Origin of the sequence: Streptomyces spinoverrucosus (assembly GCF_015712165.1) — a bacterium.
Taxonomy (GTDB): Bacteria; Actinomycetota; Actinomycetes; order Streptomycetales; family Streptomycetaceae; genus Streptomyces; species Streptomyces spinoverrucosus_A.
On the sequence record NZ_JADPZX010000001.1, the window covers coordinates 4,114,563 to 4,132,552 of the forward strand.

The 17,990-nt window shown below is 69.5% G+C and carries 14 protein-coding genes and 1 pseudogene; 9 read left to right on the forward strand and 6 right to left on the reverse strand.

The features are described 5' to 3' along the window. Nucleotides 1-6 precede the first annotated feature (6 nt). Nucleotides 7-2,079, reverse strand: coding sequence for a PhoX family protein (locus I2W78_RS18485; RefSeq protein WP_196461399.1), 2,073 nt, complete (start codon nt 2,077-2,079; stop codon nt 7-9). A gap of 258 nt (nt 2,080-2,337) precedes the next feature. On the opposite strand from I2W78_RS18485, the gene I2W78_RS18490 reads away from it, so the two are divergent. From I2W78_RS18490 to I2W78_RS18500, 3 genes are all read left to right on the forward strand, one after another. Beyond that, the gene (locus tag I2W78_RS18490; protein ID WP_196461401.1) at nt 2,338-4,503 is read left to right on the forward strand and encodes a VWA domain-containing protein; all 2,166 of its coding nucleotides are present in this window, start codon (nt 2,338-2,340) and stop codon (nt 4,501-4,503) included. A 114-nt stretch (nt 4,504-4,617) separates the two neighbouring features. Further along, the gene (gene metG / locus I2W78_RS18495; RefSeq protein ID WP_196461402.1) at nt 4,618-6,336 is read left to right on the forward strand and encodes a methionine--tRNA ligase; all 1,719 of its coding nucleotides are present in this window, start codon (nt 4,618-4,620) and stop codon (nt 6,334-6,336) included. 92 nt (nt 6,337-6,428) lie between these two features. Further along, nucleotides 6,429-6,794, forward strand: coding sequence for a PH domain-containing protein (locus I2W78_RS18500; RefSeq protein ID WP_196461403.1), 366 nt, complete (start codon nt 6,429-6,431; stop codon nt 6,792-6,794). A 37-nt stretch (nt 6,795-6,831) separates the two neighbouring features. On the opposite strand, the gene I2W78_RS18505 is transcribed toward I2W78_RS18500, so the two are convergent. Together I2W78_RS18505 and I2W78_RS18510 are read right to left on the reverse strand one after the other, a co-directional pair. After that, entirely contained in the window at nt 6,832-7,044 is a 213-nt protein-coding gene (locus I2W78_RS18505; RefSeq protein WP_196461404.1) for a DUF397 domain-containing protein, read from the reverse strand. Beyond that, nucleotides 7,041-7,919, reverse strand: coding sequence for a helix-turn-helix domain-containing protein (locus I2W78_RS18510; protein ID WP_196461405.1), 879 nt, complete (start codon nt 7,917-7,919; stop codon nt 7,041-7,043). The genes I2W78_RS18505 and I2W78_RS18510 overlap by 4 nt, the downstream gene beginning before the upstream one ends. Before the next feature lie 154 nt (nt 7,920-8,073). Here I2W78_RS18510 and I2W78_RS18515 point away from each other — a divergent pair, with 154 nt between their 5' ends. The 5 genes and pseudogenes from I2W78_RS18515 to I2W78_RS41685 all read left to right on the forward strand — a co-directional run. After that, entirely contained in the window at nt 8,074-8,646 is a 573-nt protein-coding gene (locus I2W78_RS18515) for an ATP-binding protein (protein ID WP_307783716.1), read from the forward strand. A gap of 147 nt (nt 8,647-8,793) precedes the next feature. Beyond that, nucleotides 8,794-9,663, forward strand: coding sequence for a helix-turn-helix domain-containing protein (locus tag I2W78_RS18520; protein WP_196461406.1), 870 nt, complete (start codon nt 8,794-8,796; stop codon nt 9,661-9,663). Nucleotides 9,664-9,715: 52 nt separating this feature from the next. Then, the gene (locus I2W78_RS18525; RefSeq protein WP_196461407.1) at nt 9,716-10,327 is read left to right on the forward strand and encodes a Uma2 family endonuclease; all 612 of its coding nucleotides are present in this window, start codon (nt 9,716-9,718) and stop codon (nt 10,325-10,327) included. A gap of 315 nt (nt 10,328-10,642) precedes the next feature. Beyond that, complete coding sequence (locus tag I2W78_RS18530) at nt 10,643-10,822, forward strand: hypothetical protein (RefSeq protein ID WP_230885502.1); 180 nt, start codon at nt 10,643-10,645, stop codon at nt 10,820-10,822. A 15-nt stretch (nt 10,823-10,837) separates the two neighbouring features. Beyond that, nucleotides 10,838-10,993, forward strand: a pseudogene (locus tag I2W78_RS41685) (hypothetical protein); the annotation flags it as partial. A gap of 62 nt (nt 10,994-11,055) precedes the next feature. On the opposite strand, the gene I2W78_RS18540 reads toward I2W78_RS41685, so the two are convergent. Both I2W78_RS18540 and aspS read right to left on the reverse strand, forming a co-directional pair. Continuing rightward, the gene (locus tag I2W78_RS18540) at nt 11,056-12,036 is read right to left on the reverse strand and encodes an intradiol ring-cleavage dioxygenase (protein WP_196461408.1); all 981 of its coding nucleotides are present in this window, start codon (nt 12,034-12,036) and stop codon (nt 11,056-11,058) included. Between the two features lie 118 nt (nt 12,037-12,154). Continuing rightward, a complete protein-coding gene (gene aspS, locus I2W78_RS18545) occupies nt 12,155-13,918 on the reverse strand; it encodes an aspartate--tRNA ligase (protein ID WP_196461409.1) in 1,764 nt (587 codons plus the stop codon). Between the two features lie 142 nt (nt 13,919-14,060). Here aspS and I2W78_RS18550 point away from each other — a divergent pair, with 142 nt between their 5' ends. Continuing rightward, nucleotides 14,061-16,184, forward strand: coding sequence for a SpoIIE family protein phosphatase (locus tag I2W78_RS18550; protein WP_196461410.1), 2,124 nt, complete (start codon nt 14,061-14,063; stop codon nt 16,182-16,184). 3 nt (nt 16,185-16,187) lie between these two features. On the opposite strand, the gene I2W78_RS18555 is transcribed toward I2W78_RS18550, so the two are convergent. Beyond that, a complete protein-coding gene (locus I2W78_RS18555; protein ID WP_196461411.1) occupies nt 16,188-17,237 on the reverse strand; it encodes an AI-2E family transporter in 1,050 nt (349 codons plus the stop codon). Between the last annotated feature and the right edge of the window lie 753 nt (nt 17,238-17,990).

Here is a 17,990-nt window from a genome sequence, read left to right on the forward strand (position 1 = left end):
TGTCGCTCAGACGCCGATGTCGCAGCCGTCCTTGCGCCACACGGCCACGACCGCGGGACGGTTGAGCTTGCCGGGCCCGTCGGGCCAGGCGCTCAGGGGCTTCTCGGCGGTCGCGCCGTCGAGCTCGCCCGGGTGCTGCACGGCGACCAGGACACGGCGGTCCTGCACGAGCGGACCGCAGGTCTCCGCGCCCTTCGGCACCGTCAGGAACTGCTTCAGCTCACCGCGCCGGTCACCGCGCGTGGCGACACCGAACAGACCGTCGTGCGAGCCGAGCTGCGCGCCGTCGGTGGAGATCCACAGGTTGCCGTAGTCGTCGAAGGCGACGTTGTCCGGGCAGGAGATCGGGCTGACGTCGTCCTTCGGGAACCCGGCGAAGTAGGTGGCCGGGTCGTTCGGGTCACCGGCGACCAGGAACAGCGACCAGGCGAACTTGGTGCTGTCGGCACGGTTCCAGCGCTCGGTCAGCTCCAGGATGTGCCCGTGCTTGTTGGCGTTGCGCGGGTTGGCCTCGTCCGCCTTGGCGTTCGTACCGACACCGCGGTTGGAGTTGTTGGTGAGGGCGACGTACACCTTGCCGGTGTGCGGGTTGGGCTCGATGTCCTCGGGGCGGTCCATCTTCGTCGCGCCGACCTTGTCACCGGCGAGGCGGGTGAAGACGAACACCTCCTCGGCGGTCATGCCCTCGACGTGGGAGACCGCGCCCTTCGCCGTCGCCGTGGCCAGCGGAATCCACTCGCCGCTGCCGTCGAACTCACCGTCGCTCGGGAGCTTGCCGGTGCCGTCGATCTCCATCGCCGGGGAGTCACCGGTGAGCTTGGCGACGTAGAGCGTCCCCTCGTCGAGCAGCGAGAGGTTGTGCTCGCGCACGGCGCGGCTCGACCCCTTCTTCATCCGCTTGCTGCCGACGAACTTGTAGAAGTAGTCGAACCGCTCGTCGTCACCCGAGTAGACGACCGGCCGGCCGTCCTCGGTCAGCCGCACCGTCGCGCCCTCGTGCTTGAAGCGGCCGAGCGCGGTGTGCTTGCGCGGCGCGGAGTCGGGGTCGTACGGGTCGAGCTCGACGACGTAGCCGAAGCGGTGCACCTCGTTCGGCTCCTGGGCGACGTCGAAGCGCTTGTCGAAACGCTCCCACTTGCGCTCGGTGGCGCCGGTGCCGATGCCGTACCGCTTGTCCGTCGCCCGGCTGGAGTTGGCGAAGTACTGGTTGAAGTTCTCCTCGCCGTGCAGCGTGGTGCCCCACGGGGTGACGCCGCCGGCGCAGTTGTTGAGGGTGCCGAGGGCCTTGGTGCCGGTCGGGTCGGCGGAGGTCTTCAGCAGGTCGGAACCGGCGGCGGGGCCGGTGATCCGGAACTCGGTGGTGGCGGTGACACGCCGGTTGAGCGGGTGCCGGGTCACGGGGGTGAGCTTGCCGGTACGGCTCTCGCCCTCGACGACGACGGCGGACAGACCGTGGGCGGCCCAGGCGATCTCGACCTGCTCCTTGGTCGGGTTGGCGGCGTCGTAGCCGCGGAACATCAGGATCTCGTCGGTGTACTCGTGGTTGGCGACGAGGATCTGGCGGCCCCGCTCGCCGGGCAGCGGCAGCAGCGCCAGGAAGTCGCAGTTGTACCCGAACTGACCGGCCTGGGCCTTGGCGGTCTGCTTCTCCGGGTCGAAGGCGGGCGCGCCGCGCAGGATGGGCTCGCCCCAGCGGATGACAACGTTCTGGCCATACCCGTCGGGGATGGTGACGGCGTCGTTGGTGTTCGGCGCGACGGGCGTGAAGCGCAGACCGCGGGCGCCCTTGCTCGGCTTGTTCGGCTTGTGCCAGCGGTCGGCGGGCGCGGCCTGGGCCTCGGGCGCGGCGGCGACGCTCGCGGCGGTGCCGGCGGCGGCGGCCGCGGTGACGACGGCGGCGGCGCGCATCACGCTACGGCGGCTCAGGGCGCCGGCGATGACGTCGCCGACGTACGGGTTGGCGGTGGTGTTGGGCACCTCGTGGAAGCAGGCGTCACCACAGCGGAAACGGCAGGTCAGGGCGGACCGTCCACCCGCATGCGAGTCATTCGTTCTAACGATAGGCAGCAGATTGCGCACCTTTTACTCCCCTTGCTTCCCCTTGTATCCAGCGTGACGGACGGTAGGAGCACGTTTGTGCGGGAGCGGGGCGATTGAGTGAACGCCGCATGAACTGGAGGTATCTGTAAGGAAGTTGAGGGGCGTTGAAGTTTGTCCCACAACACGTCTTGGACCGACCCTTGACGCGGACGCCGTCACCACTCCCTGGACCGCTAACCTTACGTGTCCGTCCTGGCCAGGGATTGACGGGGATAACTCACGCGAAGGGTTGCGCACATGGGCATTCTCACTCTCCTGCGGAACGCATTCGGCCGCTCCCGCAAGGGCCGCAAGCCCGAGGCAGAGGGTGACATGCGGTCGAGTGCACCCACGCAGCCGGCACCATCGCCGACCGCCTCGACGCCGACCGCGCAGCTGCCCGAGCCGCGCGAGGAGCACGAGCTGGTGTCGGAGGCCTTCGACAGGCCGACGGTCCCCCGCCAGACCCCACCCACCCCGACCCACCCCATCCCGTCCGCCCGAGAGGAATCCCACCTCCCGCCCTCCGAAACCCCGCCCTCCCCCACACACCCGACGACACCTCATCCCGACCCGCAGACGCAGGGGCCTGAGGGGGAGGCGCGGGAGCCCGAGGAGGACGGGCGGGAGCCCGAGGCGCGGGAGTCCGTGGCCCAGGAGTCCGTGGTGCAGGAGTCCGAGGCGCGGGAGTCCGTGGCCCAGGAGTCCGTGGTGCAGGCGCGGGAGCCGGAGGCGGAGGCACAGAAGCCGGAGGCGCGGGAGTCCGTGGTGCAGGCGCGGGAGCCGGAGGCGGAGGCACAGAAGCCCGAGGCGCGGGAGCCGGAGGCGGAGGCACAGAAGCCCGAGGCGCGGGAGTCCGTGGTGCAGGCGCGGGAGCCGGAGGCGGAGGCACAGAAGCCCGAGGCGCAGGAGTCCGTGGTGCAGGCGCAGGATGCCGAGCCGGAGGGGCAGAAGCCCGAAGCGCAGCCGCAGGGGTCCGAGGCGGAGGCGCGGGAGTCCGGGGTGCAGCCGCAGGACTCCGAGGCGGAAGCACAGAAGCCGGAAGCGGAACCGACGCCGGCTGCGACTGAAGCGGACGCGGAGCGCCAGCAGGAGGCCGAAGCAGAGGCCACGGCGAGCCCTGCGCCCGAGGCGGAGCCGCAGGCCGAGCCCGAGACCGCAGCCGAGCCGACCGCGCAATCGGAACCCCAGACCGAATCGACCCCTGAGTCGCGCACGACCACTGAGGCCGACCCGGAGGCGACCGAGCCGACCACCCCGGAAGCCGACCTCGGCACCGAGACGGAGGCGCAGCCGGACGCCGAGGTCGAGGCGCAGCCGGAAATCAACCCCAAGGCCGAGGCGGAACCCAAGGCCGACGTCGTATCGGAACCCGCGTCCGAGACCCCCAGCCCGGAAACCTCACCCGAGCCCGAGCCCCAGCCCGAGCCCGAGGCCGAAACCACCCCCGAGCCACAGACCGCGCCCGAGCCCGAGACGCACCCGGAGCCCAAGCCCCAGGCCGCCGCCGACGCGGAACCTGAAATCGAGCCCGAGGCTGCGGCTGACCCCGTGGGCGAGCCCGAAACCACCCCCAAGCCCGAGCCCGAAGCCACAACGGAGTCGGCCCCCGCACCCGCACCCACCCCCGCACCCGCAGCCGCCCCCGACGAAGAAACCCCGCAGAATCCCCCCGCACCCGCCAACGGCGAGGACACCCCACAAGGGCCACCCGCACCCGACAACGAAACCCGCACGGGTGGTGCGGGTGGGAGCGAAAACCCGGCCGAAGGCCGGGTGCCCACAACCCTCCGGACGGCCTACAACGCAGCCGCAGCCACCCTCAAGGCCCACAACCTCCCCACCACCAACACCACCACCACCCCCACCAAGATCTACCTCGTCCTGGACCGCTCCGCCTCCATGCGCCCGTACTACAAGGACGGCTCCACCCAGGCCCTCGGCGAGCAGACCCTCGCCCTCGCCGCCCACCTCGACCCCGAGGCAACGGTCCACGTCACCTTCTTCTCCACAGAACTCGACGGCACCGGCGAGCTCACCCTCCCCGACCACGAGAACAAGATCGACACCCTCCACGCCTCCCTCGGCCGCATGGGCCGTACCAGCTACCACGTCGCCGTCGAAGACGTCCTCACCCGCCACGAAAAGACGGCCACCCCCACCACCCCCGCCCTCGTGATCTTCCAGACCGACGGCGCCCCCGACGCCAAGACCCCCGCCACCCAGGCCCTCACCAGCGCCGCGAAGACCCACCCCCACATCCACTTCGCCTTCGTCGCCTTCGGTGAACACGACAACAAGGCCTTCGACTACCTCCGCAAACTGAAGACCGACAACACGTCCTTCTTCCACGCGGGCCCGGCCCCCAAGGAACTCACCGACACCGAGTTCTACGAGGGCGTCCTCGCAAACTGGCGCCCGTAAGAGCCCACCCCCGGCCGCCCGCCTCTCACCCCGTAAAACGGGAAGCGGGCGGCCCACCCATGTCGGCTACGATTTCAAGGTTCGCAAAACGACCGACCTGGGAGCAGCCAAGCCATGGCTCGACACCTCATCACCAGCGCCCTTCCGTACATCAACGGGATCAAGCACCTGGGCAACATGGTGGGGTCCATGCTCCCGGCCGACGTCTACTCCCGTTACCTCCGCCAGCGCGACCACGACGTCCTCTACATCTGCGCCACCGACGAACACGGCACCCCCGCCGAGCTCGCCGCCAAGGAGCAGGGCCTCCCGGTCGACGAGTTCTGCGCCCAGGCGCACGACGCCCAGAAGGCGGTCTACGACGGCTTCGCCCTCGCCTTCGACTACTTCGGCCGCAGCTCCAGCCCGGAGAACCGGGACATCACCCAGCACTTCGCGCGCAAGCTCAACGAGAACGGTTTCATCGAGGAGCGCGCGATCCGCCAGGTGTACAGCCCCGCCGACGGCCGCTTCCTCCCGGACCGCTACGTCGAGGGCACCTGCCCCCACTGCGGCTACGACAAGGCCCGCGGCGACCAGTGCGAGAACTGCACCCGCGTCCTCGACCCCACCGACCTGATCAACCCCCGCTCGGCGATCTCCGGCTCCACCGACCTGGAGGTCCGTGAGACCAAGCACCTCTTCCTCCTCCAGTCCAAGCTCCAGCACGAGGTCGAGGAGTGGGTCGCCCGCCACGAGGACGACTGGCCCCAGCTGGCCTCCTCCATCGCCCGCAAGTGGCTGAACGAGGGCCTGCACGACCGCGCGATCACCCGCGACCTGGACTGGGGCGTCCCGGTCCCCGCCGACACCTGGCCGGACCTCGCGGCCGAGGGCAAGGTCTTCTACGTCTGGTTCGACGCGCCCATCGAGTACATCGGCGCGACGAAGGAGTGGTCGGACCAGGACCCGGAGAACCGGGACTGGAAGTCCTGGTGGTACGACGTGGACGACACCGTCCGCTACACCGAGTTCATGGCGAAGGACAACGTCCCCTTCCACACCGTGATGTTCCCCGCCACCGAGCTGGGCGTCCGCGAGCCGTGGAAGAAGGTCGACTACGTCAAGGCCTTCAACTGGCTGACGTACTACGGCGGAAAGTTCTCCACTTCCCAAAAGCGCGGCGTCTTCACCGACCAGGCCCTCGAGATCCTCCCCGCCGACTACTGGCGCTACTTCCTGATCGCCAACGCCCCCGAGTCGGACGACTCGTCCTTCACCTGGGAGCACTTCACGGCGACGGTCAACAAGGACCTCGCCGACACCCTCGGCAACTTCGTCAACCGCGTCCTGTCCTTCTCGAAGAAGCGCTTCGGCGAGGAGGTCCCGGCCGGCGGTGAGCCCGGCGAGGCCGAGCGCAGGCTCGGCGAGGAGATCGCGCGCCTGCTCGCGGAGTACGAGGAGCAGATGGAGGCCCTCCAGTTCCGCAAGGCCGCGGCCGCCCTGCGCGCGCTGTGGTCGGCGGGCAACTCCTACCTGGAGGAGAAGGCCCCCTGGCTGGAGATCAAGACCGACAAGGACGGCGCCGCCCTCACCCTCCGCACGGCGATGAACCTCATCCACCTCTACGCGGTGGTCTCCGAACCCTTCATCCCGGCCACGGCCGCCACCATGCGCGGTGCCTTCACCCTGCCCGACGACACGGCGAACTGGGTCACCGAGGACGAGGCGAAGTCCCTCACCTTCGTCCCCGCCGGCACCCCCTTCACCGTCCCGCCGGTGCTGTTCGCCAAGCTGACGGACGAGGACCTGGAGACGTACAAGGAGCGCTTCGGCGGCGAAACAGCCGCGTAACAGCCCTTCTCGGACCCCTCACTCACCGGGTATACCTGGCCAAGATCACGTGACCGGCCAAGGTCGCGGACACTTGAGTGGGGGGTCCATTCATGGCTCTGTTCGGAAACGCGCACAGCATCGATCCGGCGGCGGCGCAGCAGGACTACGCGCGCCTGCTGGGCCAGGGGGAGCAGGTGCACGCCGCGTACCTGCTGATCCGCGACACCATCCTGTTCACCGACCGCCGTCTGATCCTGGTCGACAAGCAGGGCATCACCGGCAAGAAGGTGGAGTACCACTCCATCCCGTACCGCAGCATCACCCACTTCGCCGTCGAGACCGCCGGCACCTTCGACCTCGACGCCGAACTGAAGATCTGGCTCTCCGGCTCCCAGGCCCCGATCCAGAAAACCTTCACCAAGGGCGTCGACATCTACGAGGTCCAGGCGATCCTGACGCAGTTCGTGGCCCGCTGAGCCTGGGACGCCCTGTTCTGCGCGTGTAGTTGCGGACTCAGCTCCCCGACGCGTACGCCACGAAGTCCGTCCACGCCTCCCGCGCCAGCGCGAGGCGTGGGCCGGCGTCGCGGTACTTGGAGTCGCGGACGTGGATGGTGCCGGGGGTGGTGGCGACCTCGACGCAGGAGTCGCCGTCGGGGCCGCTGCTGTAGCTGCTCTTGAACCACGCCAGCTCGGAGGCGTCACCGGCAGTGGGCTTGCGGATCATGTTTCTCCCAGCAGTCGTTCGATGAGGGCCAGTGACTCCCTCGGAGGAAGAGCCTGGGCCCGGATGGTGCCATACCGCAGCTCAAGGACGCGCAGCTCCCTCAGATCCGAGACCGGGCGACCGTTGAAGGCGCCGTCGGAGCGTCCGACAGCCGTGCCGTCCTCGAACTTCAGCAACTCGATCCTGCCGCCCATGCCGGGGTGCGGTGTGCTGTCCATCGGCATCACCTGGAGCGTGACGTTGGGCAACCGTCCCACCTCCAGCAGACGTTCGAACTGCTGTCGCCGCACCATTGTGCCTCCAACCTTGCGGTGCAGCGTCGCCTCTTCCAGGACGAAAGCAAGGGCGGGAGCGGGCGAGCGCTCGTAGATGGACCGCCGAGCCATGCGAGCGGCCACCCGTCGTTCCAAGTCCTCGGGCGAATAGGCAGGCAGCCACGACCCCAGCAGGGCCCGCGCGTGCTCGGGCGTCTGCAGCAGCCCATGGACGTTGCTGCACTCGTACACCCCGATCTCGACCGCCTTCTCCTCCATCTTCGCCAAGTCCCGCACCTTCTTCGGGTACCGGACCTTCTTCACGTCCTCCCAAGCCGCCGCGATGAGCCCATCCGCCCCCAACACCGCGTCGGCCTTGTCCAGATACTCCTGCCGAGGAATCCGCTTCCCACCCTCGATCTTGTAGACGAGGTCCTCGCCGTACCCGACCACCTTGGCGAACTCCGCGACCCGCATCCCCACCGCTTCCCTGCGCAGCCTGAGCTGCCGCCCCACCGTCGCGATGACCGCCACACCCCAGTCATCGTCCGGATCCACCTCCCAACCCGGCTCATCCGCCTCGCGATTGAGCCGTCCCGCCTCCGCGTCCACCACCGACATCCCGCACCCCTCCGTCGTACGACCGTGCCGCAACGCCCCTACCCGTACGCACCCTCTGGACAGCCCGGACACCTCTGGACAAGGCCTGGACAGTCGCTCTACGTACCGGCGTCATCACTCATCACGGTAGGCGCATTCGGCCACGCTGAGTGACGTGATTCAGAAACTCGCCGAGCCCGCAGCCCACCCCGCCCAACCCGACTGCCCCATCCGCAACTTCAGCGTCCTGCTGTCCGCCACCCCACGCGGCGCCCGCCTCGCCCGCCTGCTCGCCACCGAGCAACTCCGCACCTGGGGCATGCCATTGGACCCGGCAGCGCACATCGTCGCCGAACTGGCGAACAACGCCGCCACCCACGGCCGCGTCCCCGGCCGAAGCTTCCGGCTGCTGCTCTACGTAGTCGGCGCGACCCTCCGTATCGAAGTCACCGACACGCGCGGTGACCAACTACCGCGCCCCCAACCCAGCACCCCCGACAGTGAGGCCGGCCGCGGCCTGACCCTCGTAGCCGCCCTCGCCGACCGCTGGGGAGTGGCCCAAGGCCTACCCCCACGCAAGACCGTCTGGGCCGAACTCGAACTCGCCGCCCCACCACATCCGGCACCGAAGCCTGACGCCCCATACCCCGGTCCGACCTGCGCTCCCTATGAACCACCCACTGGGGAGAAAGCACCCCACCAAGCCCCACCCCTCCCTCCCGCCGGGCAAACTCACTCCCGCGAGTGAATATGCCCAACTCGGCTGGATTCGGGACCGGTTGCCTGCCTTACGCTCACCGCAGCAAGACACAACCCATAGACATGCGACGGCCCTCGCCGGGACTGGCATCCCAGTGCGAGGGCCTGACCACCGAGGAAGTTAGGGCTCTTCCCGATGGATACCGAAAACCCTAGCGCGCCCTCGCGCGCCCAGTCCCGTATCCCGGGCAAAAACCACCCCCACGCGCGGCCGGAATCCGGCGTGGCCCACGACAACGCCCGCCACACCGAGAACTTCACGGTGATCGGCAACCACCTCCTCCAGCACGAGGAGCTCTCCCTGCTCGCCATCGGCCTGGCGTGCTACATCCAGTCGGTGCGGCAGGGCACCGCCGTCGACATCAAGACCCTCGCCGACCGCTTCCCCGAGGGCCCCACCCGCATCGCCGCCGCCCTGCGCGAACTCGAAGCCCACGGCTACCTGCGCCGCACCCGCGAACGCACCCCCACCGGCCGGATCGTCACCCGCACGGTCTCCTGCAACAAGCCCGGCCACCGGACCACCCCCGCCGAAAACTCCAGCAGGCCCGCCCGACGCCCGGCTCCGGACAAGCCACCTCCACGCAAGAAGCGCCTCCCCGCCGTGCCGAAACCCTCATACACCTCCCCCGCCCTCCTCCAGACGGCAGTCGACGTCCTCGCCGGCCTCCGCCGCCACGACCCCCGCCTCCTCCTCTCCGCCACCGACGCCGAACACCTCGCGCCCGGAGTCGCCGCCTGGCTGGAACGCGACCTCACCCCCACCGCCGTACGCCACGCCCTGACCGAGAACCTCCCGACAGAACCCCTGATCCGCCCGGCCGCCTTCCTCGCCCACCGCCTGACCGCGCAGCTTCCGCCTCCACCCCCGTTCCGGCCCCCGGCGCCACCGGCCCCGGAGCCCAGACACCCCTTCCAGACCTGCGACGGCTGCGACCGCCCCTTCCGTGCGCCCGTCCCCGGCCGCTGCCGCGACTGCCGAACCGATCACCCGGAGGCCGCATAGCATGAAAGCGACGATCCTTGCCCCTGGGCACAGAAGACGAGGAGCGAGCGCGATGACCATCGCCCCGGACGACGCGCAGCAGGGCGCCTCCCACCGGTACCAGGCCATGCGGGACTTTGTTCAGTCGATGGACGACACGCTGCCCGGCAAATTCGAAGTCACCAAGAAAGGGATCGTTCACGACATGATGGCGCCCGTCGGTCCGCACGAGCTGACCACAGTGCACCTTCGACGGCGCCTTGAAAAGGTGATGCCTGAAGAGATCGTGGCGCATACGGGCGAACCCGACGTCGAGGACGAGACGGAAGGCATCATGCGCCGACCCGACGTCATGGTGATCACCATGACGGACATGGATGTCCCTGGTTCCTTCGATCCCCGCACGCTCATCGCCGCCATCGAGGTCGTCTCACGGTCCAACCCTGAGAACGACTGGGTCGGCAAGATCCGCGACTACCCTCTCATCGGCATCCCCGTTTACGCGATCTTCGACCCCCGCACAGGCACCGGCGCCGTGCTGACCGACATCCACCCCACCCCCGAAGGCCCGCGCTACGCGACTCGTAAGGACTTCGTGTACGGCGAGGATGTCACCATCGGTGACTGGACTATCTCCACCGAGAACCTGCCGCGCTACAGGAGCGAACCCGGCGAAGAGCCCTGAGCACCATCCGAGGAAACTGCCGCCTCGACACACGATTCTCCGGAGGTACGACCCTGACCGGCGACACCTGGCGCGAACGCAGACGCGCGCTCCGGGCAGGCGATCCAACTGAGTCGGATCGCGCCGCCCGCCTCCTGGACGCACTGGGCACCGAAGATCGGGACGACCAGGAGATCGAGGCGGAACATCGGGCGAGCCGAGTGGCGGCAGCGCGTGAGTACGCGGCACACACTCTGCTCGAAGAGCCTGTACAGCTCACCCTTGCCGATCACGGACGCGAGTTGATCCCCCGCCCCGAGCAAACCCCTGAGTCCCGTGCGGAGTTGGGTACTCATCTGGGCCAGGGACATCGAGATCGCCCGCCGCCCGGACCTCGCTTCCCGTTTGCAGCGTGCGCGCGGCAAGCTGGAGGACGATGATCCTGCTACCGCCAAGGAAGCACTGCGGGAGCTCACCATCGTACTGGACGAAGCCATGAAGGCAGTGCGCGGTTGAACTGCCGACCGGCACACCGCACTCCTGGGCAGCGCCAACCTCACCGACCGTGCCTTGTCCGACAACATTGAACTTGGAGTGCTGCTCCGTGACAGCCGCCTGGTGGGGCCCCTCATCGACCATTTCCACTGGCTGCTGACGCCTGGCAACAAAGTCATGCGGCGTGCGTGAAAAGGCCTTCGCGTGAAGGGCCTGGAAGCCAGCGCAGGCTTTTGCCGGCGAGCGTACGTCCGTCAGCTTGCCGAAGCCGAGGCCGACGCCGAGGTAGTGGCCGACGCGCCCGGCTGGGCCGAGCCCTCCGTGCCCGTGTGCGTCGCCTCCGGGTCCACGCCGACCGTGATGGTGGCCAGGACGCCCTTGGCGATGTCGTTCTTCTGGTACTTCAGCTTCAGCAGGCCGCCGGCCGTGCCGGACTGGTCGTAGATGGTGTCCTCGGTGAGCGTCGTGCGCTCGGTCGTCGAGGTCGAGTACGGCTCCACCTCGGCCGACGCCAGGACCGCCTCCTCGGCGAAGAAGAACTGGCCCGTGTGACAGGTGTTGCCGCCCTCGTAACCGGCGTCCGTCCAGGTGCCGCCCACGTGCACCTTGGTGTGGATGTGCACGCAGCGGCCGCGGTACCAGCCCGGGAAGACGGTCTTGAAGGTGACGAAGCCCTGCTTGTCCGTGCGCCAGGTGCCGCGCAGGTAGCGCTCGTCGTCCGTCGGCTCCTCGTGCACGCCGCCGCCCGTACCGCCGCTCGGCGCGCCGGACGGGGGTTCACCGGTCGGGGTGCCGGTGGGCGTGCCCGAGGGGGCGTCCGTCGGCGGGGTGCCGCCACCGCCGGTCGACAGGCTCTCGTAGCCCGAGTAGATGCCCAGCGCGTCGCAGTGCCAGATGTCCACGGCCGCGTTGCGCAGCGGCTTGCAGGTCTCGGAGTCGATCACCTTGATGCGGAGGGTGAGCGGGATGCCCTCCCTGTCCTCGGTGATGTCCTGGCGGATCTTGTCGGCGTCGATGTAGTAGGGGCCCTCGGTGGTCTCCGAGGTCAGCCGGTAGCAGGCCTCCCCGGTGGCCGTCGTGCCCTTCTTCTCGCCGGCGAACGCGCCGGCCGCGAGCGTGCCGCCGACGCCCGCCGCCACGACCGCTCCGGCACTGGCGGCCAGGACCTTACGGCGCGTCAGGTCCCGTTTGTGCCGGGGGGATCGGCCACTGCTGCTGTTGGTGTTCTCCGTCATGGGCGGGACGCTAGGGAGCGCACCTGTCAGCGCCATGGGTAAGAGCTGGGTGAGAGCCCTGCAAACGAAAGTGGCTCGGAACCGACGTCGGTTCCGAGCCACCCGCGCCCAGCAGGGACTACTTCGGCTGCGGCTTGCGCACCGTCAGGTGCAGCTCCTTCAGCCGGGCCTCCTCCAGTTCCGTCGGGGCGCCCATCATCAGGTCCTGCGCGTTGCCGTTGAGCGGGAACGCGATGGTCTCGCGGATGTTGGGCTCGTCGGCGAGGAGCATGACGATGCGGTCGACGCCGGGCGCGATGCCGCCGTGCGGCGGGGCGCCGAAGCGGAACGCGCGCAGCATGCCGGCGAACTTCTCCTCGACGGTCTCCCGGTCGTACCCGGCGATCTCGAAGGCCTTGAGCATGATCTCCGGCTCGTGGTTCCGGATCGCGCCGGAGGACAGCTCGACACCGTTGCAGACGATGTCGTACTGCCAGCCCAGGATGTCCAGCGGGTCCTGGGTCTCAAGGGCCTCCAGGCCGCCCTGCGGCATGGAGAACGGGTTGTGCGAGAAGTCGATCGCGCCGGTCTCCTCGTCCTTCTCGTACATCGGGAAGTCGACGATCCAGCAGAACCGGAAGACGCCCTCCTCGAAGTGCCCGGCGCGCTTGGCGGCCTCGACGCGCACTCCGCCCATGATCTTGGAGACCTCGTCGAACTCGCCCGCGCCGAAGAACACCGCGTGACCGGCGGCCAGCGACAGCCGCTTGGTCAGCTCGGCGACGTTGTCCTCGGTGAGGAACTTCGCGATCGGGCCGGACAGCGTGCCGTCCTCGCCGACCCGCACCCACGCCAGACCCTTGGCGCCCAGCGAGACGGCGTACTCGCCGAGCTGGTCGAAGAACTTCCGGGGCTGCGAGGCGACGTCCGGCACCGGCAGCGCCCGCACGTGCTTGCCCGCGAACGCCTTGAACTCGGAGCCCTCGAAGATGTCGGTGATGTCCACCAGCTCCAGCTGGGCGCGCAGGTCCGGCTTGTCGGAGCCGTACTTCAGCATCGCCTCGCGGAACGGGATCCGCGGGAAGGGGGAGGTGACGTGGCGGCCGTTGCCGAACTCCTCGAACAGCTCGGTCATGAGCTTCTCGACGGGCTGGAAGACGTCCTCCTGCTCGACGAAGGACATCTCGATGTCGAGCTGGTAGAACTCGCCCGGCGAGCGGTCGGCCCGCGCGTCCTCGTCGCGGAAGCAGGGCGCGATCTGGAAGTAGCGGTCGAAGCCGGAGATCATCAGCAGCTGCTTGAACTGCTGCGGAGCCTGGGGGAGGGCGTAGAACTTGCCCGGGTTCAGACGGGAGGGCACGACGAAGTCGCGGGCGCCCTCGGGGGAGGTGGCGCTCAGGATCGGGGTCGCCATCTCGTTGAAGCCCAGCGCCGTCATCTTGTGCCGGATCGCCGAGATGACCGACGTGCGCAGCAGGATGTTGCGGTGCATGCGCTCGCGGCGCAGGTCCAGGAAGCGGTACTCCAGGCGCCGCTCCTCGTTGACCCCGTCCTCGGTGTTGATCGTGAAGGGCAGCGGGGCGGCCGCGCCCAGCACTTCGACGTCACCGACCTCGATCTCGATCTCGCCGGTGGGCAGCTCGGGGTTGATGTTCTCGGCGCCACGGGAGACGACCTGGCCGTCGACGCGGACGACGGTCTCCTTGGAGAGCTTGTCCAGCGCCTCGTAGGCGGCCGTGTTCGGCCGGGCGACCAGCTGCGTGATGCCGTAGTGGTCCCGCAGATCGATGAAGAGGATGCCGCCCAGGTCGCGCCGATTGTGCAGCCAGCCACTCAGCCGGACGTCGGTGCCGACGTCAGAGGCGCGGAGCTCGCCGCAGGTGTGGGACCTGTACCGATGCATCGTCGTTCATCCAGCCTTCGCAGATCGGGGTCGTTTCACGTGAAACACCCCCAGGGTACCGGCCGACCGGAAGGGCCTCTCCACGATTACCGGTGCGCGGTATCGGTGGCAGCATTCGATCACCTCTTCTTAGAGTGGGGCAATGCGCACTGGTGAGCCCCTGCCCGCCGTGGGGCAGGTTCTCGCCGCCCTCGCGACCGGCCTGTGGCATTGGGACACGGCCACGAAACTGGTCACGGTGGATGCCGAGGCCGCTCGGCTGCTCGGGCTGCCCGCCGAGCAGGCGACCCTCACGGAGGCCCAGGTCAGGGCCCGGCTGCACCCCGTGGACTGGAACGAGATCGTCAGCGTCGTCGGCCTCGCGGCCGCCGAGGGCACGCTCGCCGAGGTGCGCGTGCGGATCATGGACGAGCGGGGCCGGGTGATCCGTACCGTCCGCAGCCGGTCCAAGCCCAGCTACGACCGCGAACGCCGGGCCTTCGAGCTGATCGGCACCCTCCAGGAGGTCACCGACCCCGCGCCGGGCACCCCGGCGGGCCGCCGGGCGGTCACCGGTGACTGGCGGCGCTCCCGGGAGGCGTTCCTGCTGGACGCGGGCCGGGCGCTGGCCGAGGCGCGGTCCACGGCGGAGGTACTGCGGGTGGCGGCCGGACTGTCGATGCCGGGCTTCTCCCCGGACGGGCTCGCCGTCTTCGGGGTCACGGGCGATCGCCTGACGATCATCGGCCACCACGGCTACCGGGCCGGCGACGAGGACTCCTTCTCACACATGGCCCTGGCGACGGACTATCCGGCGGCGGAGGTCGTCCGCACCGGCCGTGCCGTCTATCTCTCCTCGCCCGATCACTACAGGTCCCGCTACCCGCTCACCTGGCCCCTCGCCGAGCAGTTCGACCGCAAGTCCTGGGCCTTTCTGCCGCTGACCGTCGCCGGGCGCACCATGGGCGCCTGGATGGCGGCCTTCGCCTATCCGGTGGCGTTCACACCGGACGAGCGGTCCGTGCTGACCACGGTCGCCCGGATGCTCGCGCAGGCCCTCACCCGGGCCGGCGCCGCCGAGTCCGAGCGGGAGCTGACCGACGGCCTGCAACGCTCCATGCTGCCCACGCTGGGCCCGGAGATCCCCGGCATGAACGTCGCCGCCCGGTACATCCCCACCGGCGGCGGGCTCCAGGTCGGCGGCGACTGGTACGACATGATCCCGCTGCCCAGCGGCCGGATCGCCCTCGTCATCGGGGACGTCCAGGGGCATGACGTGCGGGCGGCGGGCCTGATGGGCCAGCTGCGGATAGCCCTGCGGGCCTACGCGTCCGAGGGCCACCGCCCCGACGCCGTTCTGTCCCGCGCCTCCCGCTTCCTGCACGGCATCAGCACCACCGACGACGACCACGCCGACCAGCGCTTCGCGACCTGCCTGTACGTCGAGGCCGACCCGAAGACCGGTGTGCTGGACATCGCCCGCGCCGGGCACCCGGACCCGGCGATCCGCATGGCCGACGGCACGGTCCTGAAGCACCCGACGGCCGGCGGGCTGCCCCTCGGCATCGACCCGGACGCCGACTACCCCACCACCCAGCTGGTCCTCGAACCCGGCGAGACCATGCTGATCTGCACCGACGGCCTGATCGAGACCGGCGGGCACGACCTGGAGACCGGCTGGGCGCGCATCCGCACCATCCTGGAGGAACACAAGGGCGACCTGGAGGAGCTCGCCGACTCCCTGGTCCAGGCCGTGCACGGGCCCTCCTCCCACCACACCACCGGCCCGCTCGCCGACCGGCGCGAGGACGACATCGCGGTGCTGCTGTTGTGCCGGGAGCCCGAGGGCTGCGGCTGCGGCGACACCGTGTCCGTACGGCCGCGGGTGCGGCGCACGGTGCTGACGGTCGCCCAGGCCGAGCCCGAGCGGGTCGCCGTGGCCCGGCAGCACCTGCGCGAGCTGCTGCACGACTGGGGCTCAGCCGACCAGGTCGACTCGGCGGTGCTGCTGCTGTCCGAGATGCTCACCAACGTCCTGGTGCACACCGACACCGACGCGCTGCTGGTCGCCGAGATCGCGGGGGAGCCGGGGGCGCGGCGGATGCGGGTGGAGGTCACCGACGCCGGCGACGACCTGCCGCACAAGCGCCGGCCCGGGGAACTGGCGTCCTCCGGCCGCGGCCTGATGCTGATCGAGCTGCTGGCGCACGCGTGGGGGGTGGACCCACGGGGCGAGGGCAAGAGCATCTGGTTCGAGCTGCACGAGCCCGACGGGCAGCCGGCGTAGCGGCTACGACTTCGAGGGCTCGGGCGGTGTGCCGTACCGCACCCGCAGCTCGTGCACGACCCCGAAAGCGGCGGCGACGAGCGGTACCGCCAGCAGCATGCCCAGGATCCCGGCGACCGACGCCCCCGCGGTGATCGCGACCATCACCACCGCCGGATGCATCTGCACGGTCCGGCTCTGGATCATCGGCTGCAGCACATGCCCCTCCAGCAGCTGCACCGCGAGCACCACCCCGAGCGCCCACAGCGCGATGACGAACCCCCGGTCGGCGAACGCGACCAGCACGGCCACGGCACCGGAGAGGAACGCGCCGAGATAGGGGATGTACGCGAAGACGAACACCAGCGCCCCCAGCCCTACCGCGCCCGGCACGTCCAGGATCAGCAGCCCGATCGTGATGCACACGGCGTCGATGAAGGCGATGAAGGTGGTGCCGCGCATGAACCCCTCGACAGCCTGGAAGGCCCGCCGCGCCATGGCCTCCACGGTGTCGGCGGTGCCGGGCGGGGCGAGCGCGCGCAGACCGCCCGAGGCCCGGTGGGAGTCGCGCAGGAAGAAGAAGACGAGCAGCAGCGCCAGTACGGCCATGGCGATGGTCTCGCCGACCACACTCACCCCGCTGATCACCCCGGAGGCGGCCGTCCCGCCGAACTTGCTCAGCAACTCGCGGGCGTTGGAGACGATGTCTTCCAGCGAGGTGCCCGCCGCCCCGAAGTGCTCGGCGATGCCCTGCGCCGCCCGTCTCAGCGAGGTGATGATCTGGTCGCCGGACTCGATGAGCGCGGCGACGACGATGTACACCGCCCCGCCGACCACCGCCACCACGGCGACGCAGGTGAGCGCGGCGGCGACCGACCGGTTGACGCCGACTCGGACCAGCCGTCGGTACAAGGGCCCCAGCAGCGCGGTCCCGAGCAGCGCGAGCAGCACGGGCACGACGGCCGTGCGCAGCCGGGCGCAGAGCACGACCCCCACCCACACGACGGCGGCGGCCAGCAGCACGACCGCACACCAGGCGGCGAACCGCCGTACGGGAACGGGAAGCAGGTGCACGCCTCCCACCCGACCACGCGAGGGCCGGGCTGTCCTGCGCGGACAGCCCGGCCGGGTGACGGTTCGTCAGGACGTCAGTCCTGCGGAGTGCTCTTCGCGCGCCCTTTGACTACCTGGCCAGCAGCACCCCACCGGCTGCCGGACCGCCCGACCGCCGACGACTGCGATCTTGGCACGCGCGCGGAAGTCCTCCGGGCACGACAGGGTGATCGCCGCACCGGCGCGACCGGCATCACCTTCTGGGCGACAAGTGCTGCCGGGATACAGGCGCGACACAATCCGCATGCCGCAAGGGCACGTGCCAACGAGTGCTGTGATGGCCCGGTCCCTCAGTGTCAGTACCACTGACTAGGGTGATCCGTAACGCCGAGGCTGAACGATGTGAGGACCACCTGGGAGACCGTCACGGGAGCGGGACATGGCCGAAGGTACGAGCCGCAAGAAACCGCTGACGCAGTGCGGGAACTTCGAGTCGATATCGCGCGAACAACTGACCGCATTGCCAGCCCCGGCGAGTGTCGGCCAAGGCAAACATTCCCGGTGCATCGAAGACTACGCGGACACAGGCCGACCTGGGCAAGGCGCCGGAGGACAACGAGAGCGCAATCTCCCAGCCCGTGAACCTCGCCGGGATCACGGCCTTTGCCCCACCTGTCCGCAAGCGCCGTTCACACACTTCGACGCGAGCGCCCCAAGTCGCCCATCTGCCGCAGGGAGCTCTACTCCGGGGAACCTGTCGGCCCAGGGACCTGC